Source organism: Labrys sp. ALF-8, from assembly GCF_059699065.1.
In genome coordinates this window covers 963929-989100 of record NZ_AP048537.1, presented here as the reverse complement: position 1 = coordinate 989100, position 25172 = coordinate 963929, and the positions used below count along the sequence as shown (strand labels likewise).

The following is a 25172-nucleotide window of genomic DNA, read 5'->3' as shown; positions in this document are numbered from 1 at the left end:
GAAACAAGCCCAACCAGAAAGGAACTAATATGAGAACGCCACGGATCCTGTTCGCCGCCGCGTTGGCCATAGCGGCCGTCGGGGGCACGGCCCATGCCGCGGAAAAGGTGCAGATCGCCACAGATGCAACCTTTCCGCCCTTCGAATCCATCGATTCAAACGGCAAGCTGGTCGGCTACGACATCGAACTCATGCAGGCAGTGTGCGAAGCGGCCAAGCTCGACTGCAACATCTTCGCCGCGGCGTGGGACGGCATGATCCCCGGCCTGATTTCGGGCAAGTACGATGCCCTGATCTCCCAGCTCACCGTGACGGAGAAGCGGCGCAAGGTCATCGCCTTCAGCGACATCTATGAGCATCCGGTCTTCCGCTTCGTCGCGAAGAAGGGCGCCTCCTTCGACTTCTCGCCCGGCGGCCTGAAAGGCAAGACGATCGCCGTCCAGACCGGTACGCCGATGGATGCCTATGTCACGGCCCATTACCCCGAAGCCACGATCAAGCGCTATGATTCCGGCAGCGCACCCTACCTCGAACTGACCGCCGGTCGCGCCGATCTCCACATCAGCTACCAAGCTCAGGTCATCAACGGCTTCCTCAAGGGCGATACGGGCAAGGATTTCGCGCTTGTCGGCCCCGAACTCACGGGCAAGGATGCCAAGGAGTTCGGCGAAGGCGTGGCGATCGCCATCAGCAAGAAGAACACCGAGCTTCTCGATGCGATCAACAAGGGCCTTGCCGCCGTGCGTGAGAGCGGAAAGCTCGATGCTCTCAACGCAAAATATCTCGGCCAATAAGCTGCGATGACAGCGGAGTATGCAGCGACGATACTTGCAGCGGGGGTCACGACCCTGCTGCTCGCCTTGTCTTCGCTTCTCGTGGCGGTCGCGCTGGGCCTTGCGGCGGCCCTCGCCAAGCTTTCGCGCAGCCGGGTGCTGCGCGGGGTTGCCGGCTGCTACACCTTCGTCATCCGCGGCATTCCCGACCTGGTCGTCATGCTGCTGGTCTTCTACAGCCTGCCTGCGCTCCTGAACCAATGCGCCGGTGCACTGGGCTTCGAGATCCAGATCGAATTTTCACCCGTCGCGGCCGGCATTGCGACGCTGGGCGTGATCTTCGGCGCCTATATGACGGAGACCTTCAAGGCCGCGCTCCAGAATATTCCGAAGGGCCAGATCGAAGCGGCCATGGCGTTCGGGTTGAGCCGGCGCCGCATGTTCCTGCGTATCATCCTGCCGCAGCTCATCCGGCTCGCGCTGCCTGGCTTCACCAACAACTGGCTCGTGCTGGCCAAGGCGACAGCGCTCGTTTCCCTGATCGGCCTTCAGGATGTGATGTTCCGCGCCAAGGGGGCCGCCGAGGCGACAGGCATGCCCTTCACCTTCTATCTCGTGGCTGCCGGCTTCTACCTGGCTGTGACACTGGCCTCGATGGTCCTTCTGCTCCATGTGGCGAAGCGTTTCGAATTGGGCACGAAAGAGCTCGCGCCATGAACTGGGACATCATCGCAGACAATCTCGGCGCGTATGCCCAAGGGGCTCGGCTCACGATGCTGCTGACCGCCGCCTCACTGTTCATCTCCTTCTTCCTGGCGGTGCCGCTGGCGTTTGCGCGCAACAGCCGAAGGCCTGCTCTGCGCTATGCCGTCCTCGCCTACACGCTGATCTTTCGCGGTACGCCGCTGCTGGTCCAGCTCTTTCTCATCTACTTCGGCCTGGCCCAGTTCGAGGCTGTCCGGGCAAGCGTGCTCTGGCCCTGGCTGTCGAGTCCCATGGTCTGCGTGCTCGCCGCCTTCGTGCTCAACACCACCGCCTACAGCACGGAGATCTTTGCCGGCGGCCTGCGTCACGTCCCCTCCGGGGAGATCGAGGCGATGCAGGCCTATGGCATGTCAGCCTGGACCCAGGCGACGCGGATCCTGATTCCTTCCATGCTGACGCGCTCCTTGCCGCTCTACGGCAACGAAATGATCATGATGCTGCATGCCACTTCTCTCGCAAGCACGGTGACGCTGCTCGAGATCACCGGCGTGGCCCGCCAGATCACTTTGGACGACTACATTCAGTTCGAGCCCTATGTAACCGCTGCCGCGATCTATCTCGCGATGACTTTCGTTCTGGTGAGCGCCTTCCAATTGGCACAGCGGCGCTGGGCCGGCTACCTCCAGGACCGGATCGGCTGATGATGCTTCGGCAATCCCGCTTCCTCCTGCCCCCTTATCATCCCTCCCGTCAGCCGCCCGCTCATCGATGCGGGCAAAGGAAAAGCCATGAACAATAAAGCCGATCTCGGCGCGCTCTTCGGCGCGGCCGCTGAAACACGTACCTTTCTGGGCCTGCCGGATTGCCCGGACCTGTCGGCGCTCACTGCTCCGATCGCGCTGATCGGCGCACCCTGCGCGACACCTTATGCCTCGGTCGGCGCCTACTGCCGTCATGCACCGGACGCATTGCGGCGGGCGACGGCCTCGCTGACCGCCAACATCGACCGCCATGACTTCGACAGCGGCGGGGCCGTCTTTCCAGCCGCGCACCTGAAGGCCGTCGACTGCGGCGACCTGCCCTTCGACGAAGCCGACCCGGCCGGCAACCGCGCCATCATCCGCGACGCCGTAAGCAGAATCCTCGAACGCAATGCGGTACCGGTGGTTCTCGGGGGCGATGATTCGATCCCCATTCCGATGATCGAGGCGCTTGGCCGCTCAGGGAACGGCGCGAGGTACACGATCCTGCAGATCGATGCGCATATCGATTGGCGCGAGACCCATATGGGCGAAAGGCTGGGTCTTTCCTCGACCATGCGGCGGGCGTCCGAGATGCCTCACATCGAGCGCATCATCCAGGTCGGGGCAAGAGGCATCGGGTCGGCCGCGACGACAGACTATGAGGATGCCCTGGCGTGGGGCGTCAAATTCGTGCCGGCATACGATCTCCACACGAAGGGAGTCGCCGCCGCCCTCGACCTCATTCCCGAGGGAAGCCAGGTCGTCCTGTGCATCGATGCCGACGCCCTCGATCCAGCCCTGGTGCCGGGTGTGATCGGGCGGGCGCCAGGTGGGCTGAGCTACTATCAGGCGGTCGATCTCATCAGGGGCGCGGCGAACCGGGGCCGCATCGCCGCTGCCGACTTTGTCGAATTCATGCCCGAGCGCGACGTCGACGATATCGGTGCTTTCACCTTCGCCCGCCTTATCACCACCACGCTCGGCGTCCTTGCCCGCCAGGCGGATTGAGTAGGGGCGCGCGCAATCGGACATGTGCAACGCCGGGCGCGCGGCATTGTGGTGGTTCGCCAATGAAAAGGGCCGGTCTTTCGACCGGCCCTTTTGCATGTTCTGGGTAAATGGTTCCGTTCAGGCGGAAGGCGCCGGTTCCATGCCGGGGTCCGCCTGTGGCGGACGGCGGCGGGGCTTGCCCGGCGAGATGGCTGAGCCGCGGGAAGTGACGGGCTCTTCCAGGGGGTCGCGGGACGGGGGCTTCCCGGCCAGGAGGTCGTTGATTTCCTCGCCCGTCAGCGTCTCGTACTCGAGCAGGGCCTGAGCCAGCTTTTCGAAGTCGTCCTTCTTCTCGATCAGGATGCGGCGGGCCTCGTCGAGACCCTCGCCAACCAGACGGCGCACCTCGGCGTCGATCTTCTGGGCGGTGGCCTCCGAGACGCTCTGGGTGCGGCCCATCGACATGCCGAGGAAGACCTCGTCCTGGTTGTCGCCATAGGCGACGGTGCCAAGCAGGTCCGAATAACCCCAGCGCGTCACCATGGCGCGCGCGAGCTTGGTCGCCTGCTCGATGTCGCTGGCGGCACCGGAGGTGATGTTGTCCTTGCCGAACTTGATCTCCTCCGCGATGCGGCCACCCATCATGATCGCGAGGCGCGAGGTCATCCAGGTGTACTTTGCCGAATAGCGATCGCCTTCGGGAAGCTGCATCACCATGCCGAGAGCGCGGCCACGCGGGATGATGGTCGCCTTGTGGACCGGATCGGCCAGCGGCACGTTGAGTGCCACGATGGCGTGACCGGCCTCGTGATAGGCGGTGAGCTCCTTCTCCTCTTGCGTCATGGCGGCGGAGCGGCGCTCGGCGCCCATCAGGATCTTGTCCTTGGCGTCCTCGAACTCGACATGGGTGACCATGCGCTTGTTGCGGCGCGCGGCGAGCAGGGCGGCCTCGTTGACCAGGTTCATCAGGTCGGCGCCGGAGAAGCCCGGCGTGCCGCGGGCGATGACCTTGAGGTCGACGTCGGGAGCGAGCGGCACCTTGCGCACATGCACGCGCAGGATCTTCTCGCGGCCCGAAAGGTCGGGATTGGAGACAACTATCTGGCGGTCGAAGCGGCCGGGACGCAGCAGGGCCGGATCGAGCACGTCGGGACGGTTGGTCGCGGCGATGATGATGATGCCTTCGTTGGTCTCGAAGCCATCCATCTCGACCAGCAACTGGTTGAGCGTCTGTTCGCGCTCGTCGTTGCCGCCGCCGAGCCCGGCGCCGCGATGGCGACCCACGGCATCGATTTCGTCGATGAAGATGATGCAGGGCGCGTTCTTCTTGGCCTGTTCGAACATGTCGCGTACGCGGCTGGCGCCGACGCCGACGAACATTTCGACGAAGTCCGAACCCGAAATCGTGAAGAAGGGCACATTGGCCTCGCCGGCCACGGCGCGGGCCGTCAGCGTCTTGCCGGTGCCGGGCGGGCCGACGAGCAGCACGCCGCGCGGAATGCGACCGCCCAGGCGCTGGAACTTCTGGGGATCGCGCAGGAACTCGACGATCTCCTGGAGATCCTCCTTGGCTTCGTCGATGCCCGCGACGTCATCAAAGGTGACGCGGCCATGCGCTTCGGTCAGCAGCTTGGCCTTGGACTTGCCGAATCCCATCGCCTTGCCGCCTGCGCCCTGCATCTGGCGCGAGAGGAAGATCCACACGCCGATCAGCGCGAGGATGGGCAGGGCCTGCAGGAGGAGTTGGAGCAGCCACGGCGTCTCGCCCGGCGGGGCGGCGCTGACCTGCACATTGTAGTCGTTCAGCGTCTTGGCCAAGTTCGGGTCGTTCGGCAGCTGGGCGGTAAACTGCTCGCCCGTCGTATAGGTGCCCGTCAGTTCGTTGCCGGTGATGGTGACAGCCTTCACCTTGCCGTCCTTGGCGGACTTCACCAGTTCCGAATAGGAGATGGCACTATTGGCGGAAGCACTTTGGCCGCCCGTCTGCCGGAACAGGGTGAAGAGTGCCAGCAACAGCAGCACCACTATCACCCAAAGCGCAAAATTTCGGAAGTTCGCGTTCATCTCTTGCCTTTCGTGGCAACCGCTCCGCGGCGTCGCGGCGGGTGCCACAGGATATCCTGGCTAAAATAGGCATATGGAACTCAAATGCCAAGGCAAGCCCTCGGGATAGATTGCCGAACGCTCCCTTACAGGGCCGCGGCCCGCTTGTCACGGGCAAGACCTGCAAGAAGCTCAATTCGTAAGACGTTGAACAGGCAGCCCATTTCGACGCATCGCACCGCTCCTTGAATGTATAATGCCTGTAAATGACATTTTCTACATCTTGTCTTTCGCGCGACCGCGCCGGCGGGGGGCTTCCGGGGAGATATGGATGTCGCCGGCGTCCGTCAGGCGCATGAGTACCCCGCCGAGGCTTCCTCGCCATCGCCTGCCGGCGGCCGCGGCAAGATCGAGGGCCTTCCCCAGGGCCTCCAGCCTCTCGAGCCGCAGGCCGTAGGGCCGGGAGTCTTCGCTCTCACGGACGCGTTCGATGGCTCGCTCGATCATTCTCAGCCTGATGTCGGCCGGCGCCGCACGGTAGACGGAGCCGCCCAGAACGCCCTCGCCGCCCTCCTGGCGATAGGCGCGGGCGAAGTGGGTTGCCGTGATCGTCTCCAGGGCATCGGCGCTACGCGCTGCGCGCTCGGCCAGCAAGGAGAGGCGGCGCGGATCGAGGCCGAGCGGGGCGAGTTCCTCCAGGAGACGGCGCAGCCGCACCCGTTCGAAACGCCCGTTGCGGTTGGAGGGATCCTCGATCCAGGGCACGTCCGCCGCGGAAAGCGTGGCGACCAGCCTTGCCTTCGGGGTGCCGAGAAGGGGCCGCAGATGCGCGACCTCGCCGCGCCGGCTCACGGGCCGCATGGCGGCAAGCCCATCGACGGAAGAGCCGTGAAGCAGGCGCATCAGCACCGTTTCAGCCTGGTCGTCGAGTGTGTGGGCCGTCGCGATCGCATCGGCGCCGATCTCCGCTGCGGCCTCCGCCAGCAGGGCATAGCGGGCGGTCCTCGCGCTTTCCTGAAGGCGCGAGGCAGGCTTGTCGCCGCTCCAGCACCGGATGAGGCAGGGTATGCCGAAGGCTTCGGCCCGGCCAGCGACCTGTATGCATTCGCCGGCGCTTTCGGGGCGCAGGGCATGATCGACGGTAACGACAGTTAGAAGCGTGGCCGGGTGAGCCTCGCGCCAGCGCGCCGCAAGCAGCATCAACGCCATGGAATCGGCGCCGCCGGAGACTGCGAGGACAATGTGCTCCAAGCCGTCGAAATCGGAGAAGAGGGAGGGAAGTTCGTCCTGGGTGATGGGATCCTGGGTGATGGGATTTGGCAAGGACGTCATTCCTGGGACCGCCGGCATCCTGCCGGCCGTTCTATACGTGCCGGAGGTAGAAGAAACGAAACGCCGGGAAGCGCTTTCCGGCCATCTCCCCGTCGATCCGGTTCAAGGGGCCGGCAGGATGCCGGCGGTCCTGGGAAAACTCAGCCCGTCGTGCAGGCGTTTCGCTTGATCTCGCGGTCGGCACCGCTCAGGATCGTCGGGCCAGCCTTCGGATATTTGGTCGCCACGGCCTGGAGGGCGGCGCAGGCGGCATCCTTCTCGCCCATCGCGGCAAGGGTTATCCCAAGCTTTAGCATGCTGGACGGCGCCCGGCGCGAACTCGCATAGGTCTTGGTTACCTTCAGGAACTGCTCGGCTGCGTCGGTATACTGCTTGCGCTGATAGAGGCTCTCGCCGATCCAGTGGATCGCATCCGGCACGCGCTTGTCCTTGGGATGATTGGCCACGAAGCTGCGGAAGGCAGACTCCGCCTGCTCATATTGGCGGCTCTCGAACAAGCGATAATCGGCGGTATATTCGGCCTCCGGCGTGGAGGGTGCCGGTGCCGCGCCACCGCCCATGCCAGCGTCCGGCGCATTGCTCGCGAGCGGCCGGCTGGTGTCGACGGCAATGCCCGCGAGGCCGGTTGCGCTCGTGGGCGAGTTCATGCGCTGCTGGCGCGGCGGCGGAGCTGCAGGCTGATCGTCGCCGGTCTGGTCCTGCAACGCGACGTCGTTGCCCTGGTCGTCGGAAGGAATGCTGCCGAGATTCTGCGGTGGGGCACCGAGGCCATTCTGGCCGCTGCGCTGCTTCTGCGGCGCCGGCTTGGGTACGGGCGCGGGGGCCTTGGCTCCGCCGCCGCCTCCCGCACCGCCCTCAAGGGCCTGCAGGCGATATTCGGTATCCGATTGCTGGCGCTTCAAATCGTCCTGCAGCTTGCGAATCTGCGACTGAAGATCCTCGACCGTGCCGTTCAGGCGCCGATTGTCGCCCTCCAGGCGTTGCACGCGCACCAGCAGGTCGCCCATAGTCGAATCCTGGGCCACGACGTAGCTGCCCTGCGATTGCGAGGCAGACGGCGCCTGCCCATAGTCCTGCTGCACCGGAGGCTGGCTGTAATCGGTCTGGCCCTGGTCATAGGGTGCCTGTCCGTCATCGCTCGGCGAGCGCTGGGACGGATAGGATTGCGGGGCCTGGGAGGCCTGGTCGTCGTAAGTCTGATCCTGTCCGACCGATCCCGGCGGCAGAAGCCCGTCATTGTATTGGGCTGCATGAGCCAGGCCCGGGGACACGGCCAGGGTCACGGCCAAGGACACGGTCGCCAGAAGTGCGGCGGAGACGGGGCGGAGCATGGGGCGGCTCATGGGGTTGCAAATCGATCCAAGGTTCGACATGTCGATACCACACAGGCCAAGTCAGGCGAAACTTTGAAGAACCGGCTTTCCCCATGAGAGAAATGGCAGAAAAGACGCATATTCCCGGCGGCGTGCTTAACGGTGACTGTCATCGCCTGCCGCTCAGGGTCTATTATGAGGACACGGATTTCTCCGGCATCGTCTACCACGCCAACTATCTGCGTTTCTTCGAGCGGGGCAGGACCGAGTTCATCCGCGCGCTCGGCGTTGACCAGATGGCGCTGCATCGCGACGAAGGCATCGCCTTCGCCGTCCGTTCGATCAGCGTGGACTTTCTGCGCCCGGCCCTGATGGACGACATCGTCGAAGTCGAGACCAGGGCAGGGGAGGTGCGCGGGCCTTCGCTCAACCTGATCCAGACCATAAGGCGGGGAGAAGAGGTGCTGACCACGGCAAAAGTACTTGTGGTGTGCATCAAGGGCGGTCGGCCGCAGAGGCTGCCCGAAATATTGCGCGAGGTGCTGGCCGGGAGGGACCAGGCGCACGGTTAGCCTGCCCACGGGCGCCAATTTGCCGCTAATTTCATAAGAAAGGCGCGCGCCGGAACACGGATGGGCGATCACCGATCGCCCTCTGCCTCTCCCGTACAGCGCAGCATTTTCGACACTCCCTGTCTGCGGCCGGAAAGAACGTACAGGACGCCCGCGCACCCGGATTGCTTTCATTGCTGCATCGCATAGTAAACGAGAAATGCCGAAATCTTCCCGCCCGTAACCCGACATTAACGATGCGGATGATCAATAGGCCTGAAATCTGCCGCGCTTGGCGGCAAGGGAACGGTGCCGTACTGCGGTCACATTCAAAAGCGAAAAGGGCTCCGGCCGTTGGTGTTGTTGCCGTGCACAACGAAGCGGACGGATTTCCTGAGTATCGTTTGGTGTGAGGTAGGCTCGCCGGCTTCAGGACGAGGATTTGGACGTATGGACTCGACAACCGATATTGCTCAGACGGCGTTGGCTCCCGTCAGCGATGTGAGCCTGATTGGCCTGATTCTCCACGCCGGTCTGGTCGTCCAGATCGTCATGATCGGCCTGATGGCCGCTTCGGTCTGGTGCTGGGCCATCATCATCGACAAGACGATCCTGTTCTCTCGTTCCCGCGCTGCCATGAACCGCTTCGAGCAGGTGTTCTGGTCCGGCCAGAGCCTCGAGGAACTCTACCGTTCGCTGTCCCAGCGCCAGAACAATTTCGGCATGGCCGGCCTGTTCGTCTCCGCCATGCGTGAGTGGAAGCGCTCGCTGGAGGCCCCCAATCGTTCCTTCCTCGGCCTGCAGGCCCGCATCGAGAAGGTGATGGACGTCACCATCCAGCGCGAGGTCGAGCGCCTCGAGTCCAAGCTTCTCGTGCTTGCCACCGTCGGCTCCTCCGGCCCGTTCGTGGGCCTGTTCGGTACGGTGGTCGGCATCATGACGGCCTTCCAGTCCATCGCCGCAACCAAGAACACTTCGCTCGCGGCAGTGGCGCCGGGCATCTCGGAAGCCCTCTTCGCCACGGCCATGGGCCTCGTCGCCGCCATCCCCGCCGTGATCGCCTACAACAAGTTCAACGCGGAAGTCGCCAAGCAGCAGGCGCGCCTGGAAGGCTTCGCCGACGAGTTCTCCGCGATCCTGTCGCGCCAGATCGACGAACGCATGGCTGCCTGAGCCTCCAGCGTCTTCCAATCTCAACTCTCTAGGAACCTCAACATGGCTGGAAGTCTCGCGACAGGATCGGGCGGTTCGAGTGGTGGTGCGCGCCGCCGTCGCCGCCACAAGGCTCCCATCGCCGACATCAACATGACGCCGTTCATCGATGTCATGCTGTGCCTCCTCATCATCTTCATGGTGGCTGCGCCGCTGCTCACCTCGGGCGTGACGCTCGACCTGCCGAAGACGGCGGCAGGCGCGGTTTCCGTCGACAAGAAGCCGCTTACCATCTCGGTCAAGGCTGACGGAAAGGCCTACCTCAACGACAGCGAGACGCCCGAACCGGATCTCATGGCGAAGCTGAAATCGATGGCGGACAACGGCGCCGGCCTTGAGGACCGCATCTTCGTGCGCGGCGACAAGAACGCCAACTACGGAATGGTGATGGCCATCATGGGGCAGATGTCGGGTGCCGGCTACAAGAAGGTGGCCCTGATCACGGATCAGGACAAGTAACGACGACCGCGAGAGGCCGACAGGCGCCAATCGAAAGACCGGCTAGAGTATTATGCGTGATTATGGACTTCCCGTTTCGGCGATTGTGCATGCGACGTTGATCGCAGCGCTCCTGTTCGCGCTGCCGTCCGCCCCGCCGCTCGATTCGCCGCCGGAGACGGTGGTCGACACGATCTCGCAGGAACAATACGACCAGATCATGAAGGGCGACCCGTCTGCCCAGCCCGCGCAGCAGCCGAGCGACCAGGCCAATGCCTCGGGCAGCGGTCCGCAGGAGCCTTCGCCGCCGCTCCCGCCGTCGCGCGAGGTGCCGGACCAACAGGTCGCCGACAATTCCGAACCGCCGCCTGCGCCGCCGCCGTCTCCATCGGCACAGGATGATGCCGTCCCCGCCCCTCCGAAGCCGGATCGGGCCGCAGCCGATGCTGCCGCCAGGGAGCAGCAGGCCAAGCAGGCTGCGGAAGCTGCCAAGCAGGCCGCGGACGCTGCCAAGGCTGAGGCTGCGAAGCAGGCCGCTGCGCAGAAGGCCGAGGCAGCCAAGCAGGCAGCCGCTCAGAAGGCGGCCGACCAGAAGGCGCTGGCCGACAAGATCGCTGCGGATGCCGCAGAACAGGCCGCAGCCGAGAAGGCAAAGCAGGCCGCCGATGCCAAGGCGAAGGCCGATGCCGAGAAGGCCAAACAGATCGCGGATGCCAAGGCGAAGGCCGACGCCGAGAAGGCCAAACAGATCGCGGATGCCAAGGCGAAGGCCGACGCCGAGAAGGCCCAGCAGATCGCGGATGCCAAGGCGAAGGCCGATGCCGAGAAGGCCAAGCAGATCGCGGATGCCAAGGCGAAGGCCGATGCGGAGAAGGCCCAGCAGATCGCCGACGCCAAGGCAAAGGCCGATGCCCAGAAGGCTAAGCAGACCGCTGCATTGAACGGCATCGAGGGGCTCCTCGCCAAGCGTCAGGCAAAGGAAGGCACCAAGGTGGCGAGCGCCAGTCCCGCGACCGTGCCGAGCAAGGCGTCCGGCCGGGCCAGCAATACCCGCGACAATGTCAGCCAGACGGCGGCGACAGGTGCGCCAGAGGCGACAGGCCGTAAGGCAAGTGTCTCCGAACAGATGGCCATGCAGGGCATGATCAATAACCAGATCCGGGGCTGCCTCAACCTGCAGCTCGGCGTGAACGGCGACCAGGAAAGTGCGACCATCCAATTGCATATGAATCCGGATGGCACTGTGGCGCAGACGGAGATCAAGGCCTCCACGAGCCCCACTGTCGCCGGGGCGGTCACTCGCGCGATCAAGCGCTGCATCACCGCCGACAATCCACTCAAGTTCAAGCCTGAGCTCTATGCATCCTCCTGGAAGGTCTTCAACTACGTCGTCAAACCCGGCGGCCTTTGAAGAAGCATGGTCGGGTTTGAAGAAAGCCGCGAGAAAAGAATGTCGATTACTTCCTTCATCAAAGCCAAGGTTCGCCTTCTAGCGACGGCCCTGGCCCTTGCTGTCGTCGGCGCATCCGGCCCCGTCGCCGCGCAAAGCAACATCATGACGCTGACCTTCGATGGATCGGCTACGATCACGCCCGTTTCCGTCGCCGTCATGGGTATCAGTGGTGGTGGCAAGGATCTTTCCGGCATCATCAGCAACGATCTCAGCCGTTCCGGCCTGTTCCAACCGATCGATCCCAAGGCCTTCGTCGAGCAAGTCGGCCCGAATGCGCAGCCGAACTTCGGCAGTTGGCAGACGCTGAACGCGCAGGTCGTTGTGGCCGGCCAGGTAGTGCCCGCGGCGGGTGGTCTCAGCATCCAGGTACGTGTCTGGGACGTTGCACAGGGCAAGCAGATCGCCGGGCAGCAGTTCACCACCGCTGCCGGTAACTGGCGCCAACTCGCCCATGTCGCCGCCAACGCCGTGTTCAAGGCCGTCACGGGCGAGCCGGGTGCCTTCGACACCCGCATTGCCTACATCGCGGAGTCCGGTCCCAAGGACAAGCGCGTGAAGCGTTTGGCGGTGATGGACCAGGATGGCGCGAATACCGTCTATCTCAGCCGCGGCAACGATCTCGTGCTGACGCCGCGCTTCTCGCCGACCAACCAGGAACTGACCTATCTGTCCTTCGGAGACGCAGATCCGCGCGTGTTCCTCGCCAATATCCAGACCGGCCAGCGCGAGACGGTGGGCAACTTCCCGGGCATGACCTTCTCGCCGCGCTTTTCGCCGGATGGCCGCAAGGTGATCATGAGCCTGGAAAACAATGGCGCCTCCACCATCCAGGTGATGAACCTGCAGTCGCACCAGAGCCAGCAACTGACCGACGGCAGCGCCATCGACACCTCACCATCCTATTCGCCCGATGGCGGCCGCATCGTCTTCGAATCCGACCGCGGCGGCACGCAGCAGATCTATATCATGAACGCAGATGGCTCCGGCCAGCAGCGCATCACCTCCGGTGATGGCGGTGCCCGCTATTCGACGCCCGTCTGGTCGCCGCGATCGGACCTGATCGCCTTCACCCGCCAGGCAGGTGGCAAGTTCGGCATCGGCATCATGAAGCCCGACGGTTCGGGCATGCGCATGATCACCGAGGGCTTTCACAATGAGGGCCCGACCTGGTCGCCCAACGGCCTCTACCTGATGTGGTTCCGCGACCTTGGCCAGGGGCCGCAGCTCTGGCAGGCCTCGATCTTCGGCACCCCGGAGCAGCGCGTGCCGACCCAGGGCTATGCCTCGGATCCGGCCTGGTCCACCAACATGACCCGCCAGAACTGAAGTCGGTTCGTCGGCCTGATCGAAATCGCCCTCCCGATGGCTCGTCGGGAGGGCTTTTCTTTGCCTCGGCGTGGCGGCGGAGCGGGGAACATTGGCCGGTCGCGGCCGTTTCTTCCTGGAGGCTCATCAAATCGGCGCCTTTGCGTGCGACATTGCAGCGGTTGGGGGAATGTCTTCCCGAGCCAGGCGGATGGGCCGTCTATCTCTTTCCTCGGTGCAGTGCGCCGTCAGGCCGCCAGGACTCGCAAAATGCCTTGATGCCAGTGAGTTGCGCTGGAGACCGCGTCAACCTGGCAGGTCGCTTCAGGAGGTTCCCATGACGGATCTGGATCTGCTGGAAATCGATGCCGAAGACGTCACCGTTGTCGATATCAAGAAGCGTCTTCTCGACACCGATCATGAAGGCAACACCTGGCTGCTGGCCAAGGACGACAAAGGTGAGCTCTTTGTCGAACATCATTGCAGCGCCAGGGAAAATGACGACGAGATACGCGTCATGCCCCTCGTCGATTTCCTGAACGGCGAAGCCGGGACACCCGCAGCGAGAGAACTCCTCCGCCTGGTCGGGCTTATCGTCGACGACGCCGAGGCGACCTCGGAGACGTCGTGATATCCTGCCCGGCTACGGCTTCGCCGGTGCGCCGGAAGTACCTTGGTTCGCCCCCGACACCTCAGGTCTGAGGCGCTTGGCATAACGCTGTGCGAGCACGGCGCAGGTCATGAGCTGGATCTGGTGGAAGAGCATCAGGGGAAGCACGATGGCGCCGATATTCTGGCCGGCGAAGATCACGGTGGCCATGGGCACGCCGCTCGCCAGGCTCTTCTTCGAGCCGCAAAACACGATCGTGATCTCGTCTTCCTTCGAGAAGCCGAGCCAGCGGCTGGCATAGGTGGTGGTGATCAGCACCAGCGCCAGCAGGGCCGCATTGACGAGAACCATGGTTAGCAGCGCCGTGGCGGAAAATTCCTTCCACAGGCCCGTCGCCACCGCGTCGGAGAACGCCAGATAGACCACCATCAGAATCGAGCCGCGGTCGACGAAGCTGAGACCCGCCTTGTGGCGGCGGATGAAGTCGCCGATCCACGGTTGCAGCACCTGCCCCAGCACGAAGGGCAGCAGCAGCTGGGTGACGATCGTCAGCAAGACATCGGTGGAGAAGCCGACGCCGCGCGCGCTGAAAAGGAGCCCCGCGAGGATCGGCGTGATGAAGATGCCGATGATGTTGGAACCGGAGGCCGCGCACACCGCCGCCGGCACATTGCCTCCCGCCATCGACGTGAAGGCGATGGACGACTGCACGGTCGATGGCAGGATGCTGAGATAGAGAATGCCGCTGGCGAGCGCCGGCGTGAGCGCGGCCGCCAGGCCGTAGTCGAGAATGAGTGCCAGCACCGGGAAGAGCACGAAGGTCGATAGCACGATGGTGAGATGCAGACGCCAATGTGACAGCCCGGCGATCACCGTCTGGCGGGACAGGCGAGCGCCGTGCAGGAAGAACAGCAGGGCGATCGCGAAATTGGTGGCGTAGCCGAAATAGACGGCAGGCTCGCCTGAAATGGGCAGGAAACTCGCCAGGATGACGGTGGCGACAAGAAGCAGGGTGAAATTGTCGGGGCGAAATCGGGAAAGCAAGGGGGCAGCCGCAATTGATGTGATTTGCCCGCAGCATAGACAGGTTGTCGCCGGGCCGCACGCAAAATGGGGTGATGCTCCGGGGATCGCAGGCATCCCCGCCTGCCGTTCCCGTCATCGGGACATTTCGTTTCCAGGAACCGGCGGGGAGGCCTGACTCCCCAGCGAGATCAAGCCCGCTGGAAAGCGCTCGGCCTTACGACGACCGGATCGACATTGGCGCCGCGAAAATAGCGGACCTCGCCGTTGGAGGCGAAGACGGTGGCGTTGAGGATCTTCAGGCCGACCGGCTTGTTGGTTTCGCCGGCACGCAGGTTAGGCAGGTCCGCCTCCACGATGGTGCGCTGGGCGCCGAGCGCCACTTCGAGACGGCGCGTCGCGCCGACGCGGCGTTGGGCGACGACGACGCCGTTGAGCGCGCTGGGCGCCGGCTCGCCGGGAACGACGTCGTGCGGTCGCACGAACAGCGTGGCCGGGCCGTCGGGCAGGCCTTCGGCATTGAAGGGAAGCGTGGTGTTCTCGAACTGGATTCGTCCGCCTGCCAGCGTCACGGGCACCCGGCTCGATTCGCCGATGAAGCCGAAGATGAAGGGCGTGGCAGGGTGATCGTAGATTTCATCGGGCACGCCGAGCTGGTCGATGCGGCCCTTGTCGAGCACGGCGATACGGTCCGACAGTTCCAGCGCCTCGTCCTGGTCGTGCGTGACGAAGATGGTCGTGTGCCCGGTCTTGTCGTGGATGGTGCGCAGCCAGGAACGAAGATCCTTGCGTACCTTGGCGTCGAGCGCGCCGAAGGGCTCGTCGAGCAGCAGAACCTTGGGTTCCACCGCGAGGGCCCTGGCGAGAGCGACACGCTGGCGCTGGCCCCCCGAGAGCTGCGTGGGGTAGCGTTGGCCATAGGAGCCGAGCTGGACCAGTTCGAGCAACTCGGTCACGCGCCGGACGATCTCCGCCTCCGGTGGGCGCTTGGCCCGCGGCCGAACACGCAGGCCATAGGCGACGTTGTCCGCAACCGACATGTGGCGGAACAGCGCGTAGTGCTGGAAGACGAAGCCGACCCGGCGTTCCTGCACCGAGAGGCGCGACGTATCGTCGTCACCGAAGAAAACGGTGCCCGTGGTGGGCTGCTCCAGGCCGGCGATGATACGCAGGAGGGTCGTCTTGCCCGAGCCGGAGGGACCGAGCAGGCCGAGCAGTTCGCCCGATTTGATGTCGAGGTCGATGCCGTGCAGCGCCGGCGAGACGCCGTAGCTCTTGGTCAGACCGGTGACGCGGATCTCCATGGCAGGCTCCGTTAGTGCTTGGCGCCGTGCGCCAGTTCGTCCCCATAGCGCCATTCCAGGATGGTTTTGGCGACCAGGGTGACGAGGGCGAGCATGGCGAGAAGGGAAGCGACGGCGAAAGCGGCGGTAGCCCCCGCGCCTCCGCCTTCATAGAGGATCTGGATGTGCAGGGGCATCGTATTGGTGCCACCGATGACGTGGCCGGAGACCACGGAAACGGCGCCGAACTCGCCCATGGCGCGCGCGTTGCAGAGCAGCACGCCGTAGAGAAGGCCCCAGCGGATATTGGGGACGGTGACCGTCCAGAACATCCGGAGCGGGGAGGCTCCCAGTGTCAGCGCGGCCTCCTCGTCCGACTTGCCCTGCGCCTGCATGAGCGGAATCAACTCGCGCGCCACGAAGGGAAAAGTGACGAAGATGGTCGCCAGCACGATGCCCGGCAGCGCGAAGATGATCTGGATGCGATGCGCGGTGAGCCAGGGGCCGAACACGCCCTGGGCGCCGAACAACAGCACGAAGACCAGGCCTGACACCACGGGCGAGACCGAAAACGGCAGGTCGATCAGGGTGATCAGCAGGCTCTTGCCCTTGAAGTCGAACTTGGAAATGGCCCAGGCGGCCACGACGCCGAATACGACGTTGAGTGGCACCGTGATGGCGGCCACGCCGAGCGTCATCCAGATCGCGGTTTGTGTATCCGGATCTCCGAAGGTCTCGAAATAGGCCGCCGCGCCGGCGTGGAAGGCCTGGTAGAAAACTTCCACCAGTGGCACGACCAGGAAGGCGGCGAGGAAGACCAGGGCGATGGCGATCAAGGTCCGCCGCACCCAGCGCTTCTCGGTGGTGACGTTGTGTTCTCGCGAGACCGGCGGCTCGCGATAGAGTTCGATTGCGAGCTCAGACATTGCCTGTCCTCTTGCGGCTCCAGGCCTGGATGAGATTGATGATCAGCAGCACCGCGAAGGAGATCGCCAGCATGATGATGGCGATGGCGGCTGCGTCGGCATATTTGTTCTGCTCGAGCTTCTGGAAGATCAGGCTCGGCACGATCTCCGAGACATAGGGGATGTTGCCGGCGATGAAGATCACCGATCCATATTCGCCCACGGCGCGCGCGAAGGACAGCGCAAAGCCCGTCAGCACGGCAGGCAGCAGCGGCGGGAGCAGCACGCGCGTCACCGTCTGGAAGCGGGTGGCGCCGAGCGTGGCGGAGGCTTCCTCGATCTCCTTGTCGATCTCCGAAAGCACGGGCTGCAGGGTGCGCACTACGAAGGGCAGGCCGATGAACACGAGAGCGACGAAGATGCCCTTGGGCGTGAAGGCGACCTTGATGCCCGCCATCGCGAAGAACTGGCCGATCCAGCCATTGGAGGCATAGAGGCTCGAAAGGGCCAGGCCCGCCACCGCGGTCGGCAGGGCGAAGGGCAGGTCCACCGCGGCGTCGACCAGGCGCTTGCCGGGAAACTCGTAGCGGGTCAGTACCCAGGCCACGATGACGCCGAACACGACATTGACGATCGCGGCCAGGAAGGAAATGCCGAAGGTAACGCGCAGGGCCGCGAAGACCTGGGGCTCCAGCGCAATGGCCAGGATGCCCGAGGGACCGAGCACGGCGGACTTGTGCAGAAGGGCGGCCAACGGGATCAGCACGATCAGGCTGAGGTAGAGGATCGTATAGCCGAACGTCAGGCCGAAGCCGGGCAAGGCGCTCGGCGCGACGAAGGCAGCCCTGGGGCGGGCTACGACCTGATGAAGAGTTGTATCGGCCATGGGTGTGTCCGGATTTTCATCCCCTGGGCGACACAGCATTTCGATGATGCGTCGCTGGCAGGGGATCGTCGCGTTTGGGATCTCGTGTCCCGATGTCAGTCTTTAGGCTTGTAGATCTGGTCGAAGATACCACCATCCGCAAAGTGCTTGGGCTGGACGTTCTTCCAGCCGCCGAACTGCGGATCGCTGATGGTGAACAGCTTCAGCTTGGGGAAGCGGGCAAGGTCGGCAGGGTCTGCGGCCGACTCGTCGATCGCCCGATAGCCGTTATGGGCAATGATCTTCTGCGCACCCGGGGTGTAGAGAAAGTTGAGATAGGCCTCGGCCTGCTTGCGGGTACCCTTGGCGTCGACATTGCCGTCGACGATGGCGACAGGCGGTTCCGCCAGGATCGACTCGGAGGGCGTGACGATCTCGAACTTGTCGGCGCCGAACTCCTGAAGGGTGAGGTAGGCCTCGTTCTCCCAGGCGATCATGACGTCGCCGACCTCGCGTTGGGCGAAGGTGATGGTAGCGCCGCGGGCGGCGGAGTCGAGGACCGGTACGTTTCTGTAGAGCGCAGCGACGAAATCGCGGGTCTTGGCCTCATCGCCGCCGGTCTTGTCCCAGGCGTAGCCCCAGGCGGCCAGATAGTTCCAGCGCGTGCCGCCGCCCGTCTTTGGATTGCCGGTGATGACGGCAACGTCTGGACGGATCAGATCATCCCAGTCCTTGATGTTCTTGGGATTGCCCTTGCGCACGACGAAGATGATGGTCGAGGCATAGGGGGTCGAGTTGTGAGGCAGGCGTGACTGCCAGTCTGCCGGGATCTTGTTCGTGGCCTTGGCGATGGCGTCGATATCGTTGGACAGCGCCAACGTCACCACATCCGCGTCGAGGCCGTCGATCACGGCACGGGATTGCTTGCCCGAGCCGGCATGGGATTGCTTGATGGTGATGTCCTCGCCGGTCTTCGCCTTCCAGTCGGCGGCAAAGGCCTTGTTGATCTCCTTGTAGAGCTCGCGGGTGGCGTCATAGGAGACATTGAGGAGTTCGTCCGCGTGGGCACGGGAGGGGCTGCCGAAGGTCATCCACAGCACGAAGCCCAGCGCGAGCAGGACGGCGATCATGTCCCGGAGTTGCGCGAAGCGGAAGGTTTTGCTCATTTCACAGTCCCAGCCCGGTATTGGATAATTTCACGTAGCGCGTGCTTTATCCACTAAATCAATGGACATTGTCAATGTGTTAAATGTGATAAATTCCACAATGTTAATGTGTTATATGAATTTGAGGATGAATGAACACGACAGGTTTCGCGCCCTACGCCTGTTTCATGGCCGTGGGGTCTCTGCGAGTATGATGGGCTCAAAACGAAAAGCGGGCCGCTAAGCCCGCTTCCGTGTCAATGAGGTATGTGCCGATCATTGCGGCTTGTAGATCTGGTCGAAGACGCCGCCGTCGTCGAAATGCTTGGCCTGCACATTCTTCCAGCCGCCGAACTTGGGATCGTCGATGCTGACGAACTTGATCTTGGCGAAGCGGGCGAGATCGGCGGGATCGGCCGCGGAAGCATCCGTTGGGCGATAGTAGTCATGGGCAATGATCTTCTGCGCGGCGGGCGTATAGAGGAAGTTGAGATAGGCTTCCGCCTGCTTGCGTGTACCCTTCGCATCGACATTGCCATCGACGATGGAAACAGGCGGCTCGGCCAGGATCGAGGTCGGCGGGTTGACGATCTCGAACTTGTCTGCGCCGAATTCCTGCAGGGCAAGGAAAGCGTCGTTCTCCCAGGCCAGCAGGACGTCGCCGGTTTCGCGCTGGGCGAAAGTGATGGTGGAGCCGCGAGCGCCGGAATCGAGCACGGGCACATTCTTGTAGAGGGCGCCGATGAAATCCTTCGCCTTGCCTTCATCACCGCCGGATTTGTCGAGGGCGAAGCTCCAGGCGGCCAGATAGTTCCAGCGCGCGCCGCCGCTGGTCTTGGGGTTGGGCGTGATCACCGACACGCCTGGCTTCACCAGATCGTCCCAGTCCTTGATGGCCTTCGGGTTGCCCTTGCGGACGACGAAGACGATGGTGGAGGTGTAGGGCGAGGAGTTGTGGGGCAGACGGGACTGCCAATTGTCCGGGATCTTCCTGGTGGCGGAGGCGATCGCGTCGATGTCGGCCGAAAGTGCCAGCGTCACCACGTCCGCCTGCAATCCGTCGATGACCGAGCGGGCCTGCTTGCCCGAGCCGCCATGCGACTGCTTGATGGTGAGGTCCTCGCCCGTCTTGGCCTTCCAGTCCGCGATGAAGGCTACGTTGAGATCCTTGTAGAGCTCGCGCGTGGGGTCGTAGGAGACGTTGAGAAGCTCGGCCGAGTGGGCGCCCGGGGTGGTGGCGAACGTCATCCACAGCACGAAGGCGAGGGCGAGGAGCACGGCCAGCGTATCTCTGAGGCGTGCGAGGCGAAGCGAGGTGTTCATGGGTTCGTTTCCAACCGGGAATGTCAGCTCATGCCTAATCTCCACTAAATCAATCGAGAATGTCAATCTATTATACGCAGATAATCATGGGAATTTTTATAATTCACATAAAATAAATGTGTGACAATTCTGCATCGCCGTTCCCGAAAGAGGACGTGCCATGCGAGTGCCTGTTCGGGGCCACCTTTGCGCCGAATTCAAGCAGCACTTCCTTAACCATAGCGGTAGTTTAACCGGGGCGTCGGGGTGTTACCGGGCTGCAACGGCCAAGAAAACTCCGCGGACAAGGTTTCCAGAACACTCGATTAACCAGCTTTCGCTATGCCTCATTCACCAATTCTGACGACCGGAGGAGTAACCGGAATGATGACGTCCCTGCGTGCGGTCCATGGACTGCGCTTCGCCGCCGCGCTGACCTGCGTGCTCGCGCTTGCGGCTTGTAAGAGTAGTTCGAGCACCGGCGCCGGCGGCCTGGGTGGTGCGGGCGGCCTCGGTGGCGGCGGCTACGGCGCCGGCGGCGCCGCTTCGCCCGGCAGCCCGCAGGACTTCGTCGTCAATGTCGGCGATCGCGTGCTCTTCGAGGAAGACCAGTCCGATATCACCAGCATCGGCCAGGAAACGCTGAACAAGCAGGCCCAGTGGCTGAAGGCCTATCCCCGCTACACCGTCACCGTCGAAGGCCATGCCGACGAACGCGGTACCCGCGACTACAACTTCGCCCTCGGCCAGCGCCGCGCCCAGGCCGTACGCGACTACCTGATGGCGCAGGGCATCTCCGGCGGCCGCATGAAGACGATTTCCTACGGCAAGGAACGCCCGGTCGCGACCTGCAACGACAATTCCTGCTGGTCCCAGAACCGGCGCGCCGTCACCGTGCTGAACGGGGCGGGCAATTCCTGATCCCGGGAGCGCGGACATCCTGTCCGCCTCTCGACCCCCGACGCTGTAGAAAAGGCGGAGCGCTCGTGAAAGGCGCTCCGCCTTTTCTTTTGCTTGTACCAGTTCAAGAGGCGGACAGGATGTCCGCGCTCCCGGTCACTCTTCATCCGTGAACAATGTCATCTGGGGCGGCGTCGAACTCGGTGCAGCCAGGCCCAGATGCTTGAAGGCATGGGCCGTCAGCATGCGTCCGCGCGGGGTGCGGTTGAGAAAGCCCTGCGTCAGCAGATAGGGTTCGATGATGTCCTCGATGGCATCGCGCGGTTCCGACAGCGCGGCGGCGATGGTCTCGATACCAACCGGGCCGCCGCCGAAATTCATCGCCAGCAGGCTGAGATAGCGATTATCCATGGCATCGAGGCCGGCCTGGTCGACCTCCAGGGCGCGCAGGGCCTTGTCGGCGATGGCGCGGGTAATTGTCTCGGCGCCGAGCACGGAGGCGAAGTCGCGCACGCGGCGCACCAGGCGGCCGGCGATGCGCGGCGTGCCGCGGGCGCGGCGGGCGATCTCGTTGGCGCCGTCGTCGGCGATGGGGGCGCCCATCACTCGCCCGGAACGCTTGACGATCAGTTCCAGTTCTTCGACCGTGTAGAACTGGAGACGAAGGGGAATGCCGAAGCGGTCCCGCAGCGGCGTCGTGAGCAGGCCTGCCCGCGTGGTGGCGCCCACCAGCGTGAACTTGGCGAGATCGATGCGCACCGAACGCGCGGCCGGCCCCTCGCCGATGATGAGGTCGAGCTGGAAATCTTCCATCGCCGGATAGAGGATCTCCTCCACCGCGGGGTTCAGGCGATGGATCTCGTCGATGAAGAGCACGTCGCGCTCTTCGAGGTTGGTGAGCAGGGCGGCGAGATCGCCGGCCTTGGCGATCACCGGGCCGGAGGTCGCGCGGAAATTGACGCCGAGTTCGCGCGAGACGATCTGCGCCAGCGTGGTCTTGCCGAGGCCGGGCGGCCCGACGAAGAGCACATGATCGAGCGCCTCCCCGCGCTGACGGGCGGCTTCGATGAAGACGGCGAGGTTTTCGCGCAGCTTGGCCTGGCCGACGAATTCGGAGAGATCCTGCGGGCGGAGCTTGGAATCGACCGCGTCCTCGTCGCGCTGGTCGCCGCTCAGGAGGCGGCCCGGCCTGGGCGGCTCGGCGACAGGTCCCTTGCGAGGCGGCTTCATCGCGCCAGCTCCTTGAGGCCCAGGCGGATGAGCTTGGCCGTCTCGGCGCCCTCACCGGCCTCGCGCAGCGCGGCGGCCACGGCGGCGGAAGCTTGCGTCTGCGCATAGCCCAGATTGACGAGCGCGGACACGGCATCGCTGACCGGCCCGGAAGCGCGCTTGTCGCCCAGTTCCGCCTGCAGGCCGATCACGTCGGCGGGTACATGGCCGAAGCTTGGAACCTTGTCCTTCAACTCGGTGACGATGCGTTGGGCGACCTTGGGACCCACGCCCGGCGAGCGCGCCACCGCGCCCTTGTCGCCGAGCGCGATGGCGGAAGCGAGGTCTGACGGCTTCAGGGTCGACAGGATGGCGAGCGCCACCTTCGTGCCGATGCCCTGAACTGTCTGCAGGAGGCGGAACCAGTCGCGTTCATTGTCGCTGGAAAAGCCGAACAGGCGGATCTGGTCTTCGCGCACATAGGTCTCGATCGCCAGCATGGCCGCTTCGCCCGGCGAGGGCAGGGTGGAGAGCGTGCGGCTCGAACAATAGACGATGTATCCGACCCCCTGCACGTCGAGGATCACCCAATCCTCGCCGTAGCTGTCGATGATGCCGCGCAGTTTGCCGATCATGAAAGTCCTCTCATGGCGCTTTTAGCGCTTTGCCATGATTCGCGGCATCCGAGTCCTTCCCGGGAGCGCAGGCGTGCACTCGGCCTCGTCGTTTCCTGTTGACGTACCGGTTCCGGGAACGGGCAAGACGCCCGCGATCCGGAGACGGGCTCATCGGTTCGATCAATGCGGTTCATTTCCCGAAGATCGCGGCCAGCTCCGCATAGGGCATCGCTTCCTTGGCGAAGGTGAAGCGTCCCTCGTCGCGCAGTTCCAGCGCCGCGCGCTTCAGCGCACCGAAAGCGGCGCGGGCAAAGGAGCCTCCGACGCTCACCCGGCGCACGCCGAGTTCGGCGAGATCGGCGATGGCGAAATCCTGGCCGGCCATGGTGGCGAGCACGTTCACCGGCCGGTCCACGGAACCCAGAACGCTCCTGATCTGCTCGAGTCGGAGCAGACCCGGCGCATAGAGCACTTCCGCGCCCGCTTCCTGGAAGGCCTGGAGGCGGCGGATGGTGTCCGCGAGATCGGGAATGCCGTGGAGAAAGTTCTCGGCGCGGGCGGTCAGCACGAAACCGCGCGTCCTGGCGGTCTCGGCAGCCGCGCGCACGCGGTCGGCCGCATGGGCGAGTTCGTAGATCGGCTGGTCGGCGCGTCCGGTGGCGTCCTCGATCGAGCCGCCGGCGAGCCCTGCGTCGACGGCCGCGCGGATGGTTTCCGAGCAGTCCTGCGGGCCGTCGCCGAAGCCATTTTCGAGATCGGCGTTGACCGGCAGGTCGGTGGCTGCCGCGATGGACGCCGCATTGGCGAGAGTTTCCTCGCGCGACATCTGTCCGTCCTTGCGGCCATATGTAAAGGCAAGGCCGGCGCTTGTCGTGGCGAGGGCAGAAAAGCCGAGCGAGGCCAGAAGCTTGGCCGAGCCGGCGTCCCAGGCGTTCGGCAGGAGGAAGAGCTCGGGACGGCGATGCAGGTCGGCGTAGATGGCTGCCTTCTGGGCCTGTGACATGGTTCCTCCGCAGATTCTTAATTCACGATTTGTTCTATAGGGTTGCCGCCCCCGGCGCAACCTGCGCTACCGCAATATCGCCGCGAGATTGTGGCTCGTTCTGTGATGCGCGTGGGTGATCGCGACGGCCAGCGCGTCGGCTGCGTCGTCCGACTTCGGATCGGCCTTCGGCAGCAGTACCTTGATCATCAGGTGGATCTGCTTCTTGTCGGCGTGGCCTGAGCCGACCACCGTCTTCTTCACCAGGTTTGGGGCATATTCGGCGACGAACAGCCCCGCCTGTGCCGGTACGAGCATGGCGATGCCGCGAGCCTGGCCCAGCTTGAGCGTGGCGGTGGCATCCTTGTTGACGAAAGTCTGCTCGACCGCCGCCTCGTCCGGCCCATAGCCGGCTACCACCTCCGTCAGGCCCTTGTGCAGGGCGAGCAAGCGGTGGGCGAGTTGCTCGCTGTCGTCGGAGAGCACTGTGCCGCAGGCCACGAAGGTGAGGCGGTTGGCCAGCACCTCGATCACGCCCCAGCCGGTGCGGCGAAGGCCCGGATCGACGCCAAGAATGCGGGTTGGAGTCATGGCCTTCCCAAGGGCTATTCCGCCAGCTTTGCCATCATGGCGTCGGACAGCTCGAAATTGGCGTAGACATGCTGCACGTCGTCGTGATCGTCCAGCGTATCGACGAGACGCATCAGCTTCTCGCCGGTTTCGTCGTCCACGGCGATGGTGTTCTGGGGACGCCAGACCAGGCTGGACTTGCGGGCTTCGCCGAGTTGGGCTTCCAGCGCCTTGGTGACCTCGGCAAGATTCTCGGCGGCGCAGATGAACTCATGGCCGTCCTCGGAAGAGACGCAGTCGTCGGCGCCGGCTTCCAGCGCAGCTTCCAGCATCGCGTCCGGCGTGCCCTTGTCGGCATCGTATTCGACGACTCCGACGCGGTCGAACATGAAGGAGACGGCACCCGTTTCGGCGAGGTTGCCGCCGGCCTTCGTGAAGTAGGAGCGCACGTCCGAGGCGGTACGGTTGCGATTGTCGGTCAACGCTTCGACGATGAGGGCAACGCCGCCGGGGCCATAGCCCTCATAGCGGATCTCGTCGTAGTTCTCGCCATCGGCACCGGCTGCCTTCTTGATGGCACGGTCTATATTGTCCTTGGGCATGTTCTCGGCACGGGCGGCGAGAATGGCGGCGCGCAGGCGGGCGTTCATGTTCGGGTCGGGCAGGCCCAGCTTGGCTGCCACGGTGATTTCGCGGGCGAGCTTCGAGAAGAGCTTGGAGCGCTTCGCATCCTGCTTGCCCTTGCGGTGCATGATGTTGGCGAATTGGGAATGACCGGCCATCTGTCCTGCCTTGGTTCGTTTCTGCGGCAGCGCCGTATTGCACCTGCCATGTGAATTGTGGCGCGGCTTATAGAATTGGCGGCGGCAAAAATCCATCCCGCGCGCGTCATTTCCTCTGTTG

General features: G+C 64.0%; 25 protein-coding genes. 11 read left to right on the top strand and 14 right to left on the bottom strand.

Annotated elements, in window-relative coordinates; genetic code table 11:
* The first annotated feature begins 29 nt into the window (after positions 1–29).
* From AC6H34_RS04475 to AC6H34_RS04460, 4 genes are all read left to right on the top strand, one after another.
* Complete coding sequence (locus tag AC6H34_RS04475) at positions 30–794, top strand: transporter substrate-binding domain-containing protein (protein ID WP_497538034.1); 765 nt, start codon at positions 30–32, stop codon at positions 792–794.
* A gap of 6 nt (positions 795–800) precedes the next feature.
* Entirely contained in the window at positions 801–1490 is a 690-nt protein-coding gene (locus tag AC6H34_RS04470; protein WP_448151159.1) for an ABC transporter permease, read from the top strand.
* The gene (locus AC6H34_RS04465) at positions 1487–2179 is read left to right on the top strand and encodes an ABC transporter permease (protein ID WP_497538033.1); all 693 of its coding nucleotides are present in this window, start codon (positions 1487–1489) and stop codon (positions 2177–2179) included. Before AC6H34_RS04470 ends, AC6H34_RS04465 begins: the two co-directional genes overlap by 4 nt.
* An 87-nt stretch (positions 2180–2266) precedes the next feature.
* Positions 2267–3229, top strand: a complete 963-nt coding sequence (locus AC6H34_RS04460) for an arginase family protein (protein WP_497538032.1) — start codon at positions 2267–2269, stop codon at positions 3227–3229.
* 120 nt (positions 3230–3349) lie between these two features.
* Here AC6H34_RS04460 and ftsH read toward each other — a convergent pair whose 3' ends face one another.
* The 3 genes from ftsH to ybgF all read right to left on the bottom strand — a co-directional run bounded on the left by ftsH (position 3350) and on the right by ybgF (position 7917).
* A complete protein-coding gene (gene ftsH / locus AC6H34_RS04455; protein WP_448151162.1) occupies positions 3350–5275 on the bottom strand; it encodes an ATP-dependent zinc metalloprotease FtsH in 1926 nt (641 codons plus the stop codon).
* 255 nt (positions 5276–5530) lie between these two features.
* The gene (gene tilS, locus AC6H34_RS04450; protein WP_497538031.1) at positions 5531–6577 is read right to left on the bottom strand and encodes a tRNA lysidine(34) synthetase TilS; all 1047 of its coding nucleotides are present in this window, start codon (positions 6575–6577) and stop codon (positions 5531–5533) included.
* Between the two features lie 149 nt (positions 6578–6726).
* The gene (gene ybgF / locus AC6H34_RS04445; RefSeq protein ID WP_497538030.1) at positions 6727–7917 is read right to left on the bottom strand and encodes a tol-pal system protein YbgF; all 1191 of its coding nucleotides are present in this window, start codon (positions 7915–7917) and stop codon (positions 6727–6729) included.
* A gap of 104 nt (positions 7918–8021) precedes the next feature.
* On the opposite strand from ybgF, the gene ybgC reads away from it, so the two are divergent.
* From ybgC to AC6H34_RS04415, 6 genes are all read left to right on the top strand, one after another.
* A complete protein-coding gene (gene ybgC / locus AC6H34_RS04440; RefSeq protein ID WP_448151165.1) occupies positions 8022–8471 on the top strand; it encodes a tol-pal system-associated acyl-CoA thioesterase in 450 nt (149 codons plus the stop codon).
* A 429-nt stretch (positions 8472–8900) separates the two neighbouring features.
* A complete protein-coding gene (gene tolQ, locus AC6H34_RS04435; RefSeq protein WP_448151166.1) occupies positions 8901–9623 on the top strand; it encodes a protein TolQ in 723 nt (240 codons plus the stop codon).
* Positions 9624–9665: 42 nt separating this feature from the next.
* Entirely contained in the window at positions 9666–10121 is a 456-nt protein-coding gene (locus AC6H34_RS04430) for an ExbD/TolR family protein (protein WP_497538029.1), read from the top strand.
* A gap of 52 nt (positions 10122–10173) precedes the next feature.
* Positions 10174–11511: a cell envelope integrity protein TolA gene (gene tolA, locus AC6H34_RS04425; protein WP_497538028.1), complete on the top strand. Its 1338-nt coding sequence runs from the start codon at positions 10174–10176 to the stop codon at positions 11509–11511.
* Positions 11512–11550: 39 nt separating this feature from the next.
* Positions 11551–12879 (top strand): Tol-Pal system beta propeller repeat protein TolB, encoded by a 1329-nt coding sequence (gene tolB / locus AC6H34_RS04420; RefSeq protein WP_497538027.1) that lies wholly within the window; start codon positions 11551–11553, stop codon positions 12877–12879.
* A gap of 316 nt (positions 12880–13195) precedes the next feature.
* Positions 13196–13489 (top strand): hypothetical protein, encoded by a 294-nt coding sequence (locus AC6H34_RS04415; RefSeq protein ID WP_448151170.1) that lies wholly within the window; start codon positions 13196–13198, stop codon positions 13487–13489.
* A 12-nt stretch (positions 13490–13501) separates the two neighbouring features.
* On the opposite strand, the gene AC6H34_RS04410 is transcribed toward AC6H34_RS04415, so the two are convergent.
* From AC6H34_RS04410 to AC6H34_RS04385, 6 genes are all read right to left on the bottom strand, one after another.
* Positions 13502–14512 carry a bile acid:sodium symporter family protein gene (locus AC6H34_RS04410; protein ID WP_448151171.1) on the bottom strand — a complete coding sequence of 337 codons (1011 nt, stop codon included), beginning with the start codon at positions 14510–14512 and terminating at the stop codon, positions 13502–13504.
* A gap of 170 nt (positions 14513–14682) precedes the next feature.
* Positions 14683–15795 carry a sulfate/molybdate ABC transporter ATP-binding protein gene (locus tag AC6H34_RS04405; RefSeq protein WP_497538026.1) on the bottom strand — a complete coding sequence of 371 codons (1113 nt, stop codon included), beginning with the start codon at positions 15793–15795 and terminating at the stop codon, positions 14683–14685.
* Positions 15796–15806: 11 nt separating this feature from the next.
* Positions 15807–16700 (bottom strand): sulfate ABC transporter permease subunit CysW, encoded by an 894-nt coding sequence (gene cysW / locus AC6H34_RS04400; RefSeq protein WP_448151173.1) that lies wholly within the window; start codon positions 16698–16700, stop codon positions 15807–15809.
* Positions 16693–17565 (bottom strand): sulfate ABC transporter permease subunit CysT, encoded by an 873-nt coding sequence (gene cysT, locus AC6H34_RS04395; protein WP_448151174.1) that lies wholly within the window; start codon positions 17563–17565, stop codon positions 16693–16695. The genes cysW and cysT overlap by 8 nt, the downstream gene beginning before the upstream one ends.
* 95 nt (positions 17566–17660) lie before the next feature.
* Entirely contained in the window at positions 17661–18710 is a 1050-nt protein-coding gene (locus AC6H34_RS04390) for a sulfate ABC transporter substrate-binding protein (RefSeq protein ID WP_497538025.1), read from the bottom strand.
* 255 nt (positions 18711–18965) lie between these two features.
* Positions 18966–20012 (bottom strand): sulfate ABC transporter substrate-binding protein, encoded by a 1047-nt coding sequence (locus AC6H34_RS04385; RefSeq protein ID WP_497538024.1) that lies wholly within the window; start codon positions 20010–20012, stop codon positions 18966–18968.
* Positions 20013–20375: 363 nt separating this feature from the next.
* Between AC6H34_RS04385 and pal the strand changes: the two genes are divergently transcribed.
* Positions 20376–20912, top strand: coding sequence for a peptidoglycan-associated lipoprotein Pal (gene pal / locus AC6H34_RS04380; protein ID WP_448151177.1), 537 nt, complete (start codon positions 20376–20378; stop codon positions 20910–20912).
* Positions 20913–21047: 135 nt separating this feature from the next.
* Here the strand turns inward: pal and ruvB are convergent, their stop codons facing one another.
* The 5 genes from ruvB to AC6H34_RS04355 form a co-directional block, all read right to left on the bottom strand.
* Complete coding sequence (gene ruvB / locus AC6H34_RS04375) at positions 21048–22121, bottom strand: Holliday junction branch migration DNA helicase RuvB (protein WP_497538023.1); 1074 nt, start codon at positions 22119–22121, stop codon at positions 21048–21050.
* Entirely contained in the window at positions 22118–22735 is a 618-nt protein-coding gene (ruvA, locus tag AC6H34_RS04370) for a Holliday junction branch migration protein RuvA (RefSeq protein WP_448151179.1), read from the bottom strand. The genes ruvB and ruvA overlap by 4 nt, the downstream gene beginning before the upstream one ends.
* A gap of 172 nt (positions 22736–22907) precedes the next feature.
* Positions 22908–23720 carry an isocitrate lyase/PEP mutase family protein gene (locus tag AC6H34_RS04365; protein ID WP_448151180.1) on the bottom strand — a complete coding sequence of 271 codons (813 nt, stop codon included), beginning with the start codon at positions 23718–23720 and terminating at the stop codon, positions 22908–22910.
* Positions 23721–23786: 66 nt separating this feature from the next.
* Complete coding sequence (ruvC, locus tag AC6H34_RS04360) at positions 23787–24290, bottom strand: crossover junction endodeoxyribonuclease RuvC (protein WP_448151181.1); 504 nt, start codon at positions 24288–24290, stop codon at positions 23787–23789.
* 14 nt (positions 24291–24304) lie between these two features.
* The gene (locus AC6H34_RS04355; protein ID WP_448151182.1) at positions 24305–25051 is read right to left on the bottom strand and encodes a YebC/PmpR family DNA-binding transcriptional regulator; all 747 of its coding nucleotides are present in this window, start codon (positions 25049–25051) and stop codon (positions 24305–24307) included.
* Positions 25052–25172 lie beyond the last annotated feature (121 nt).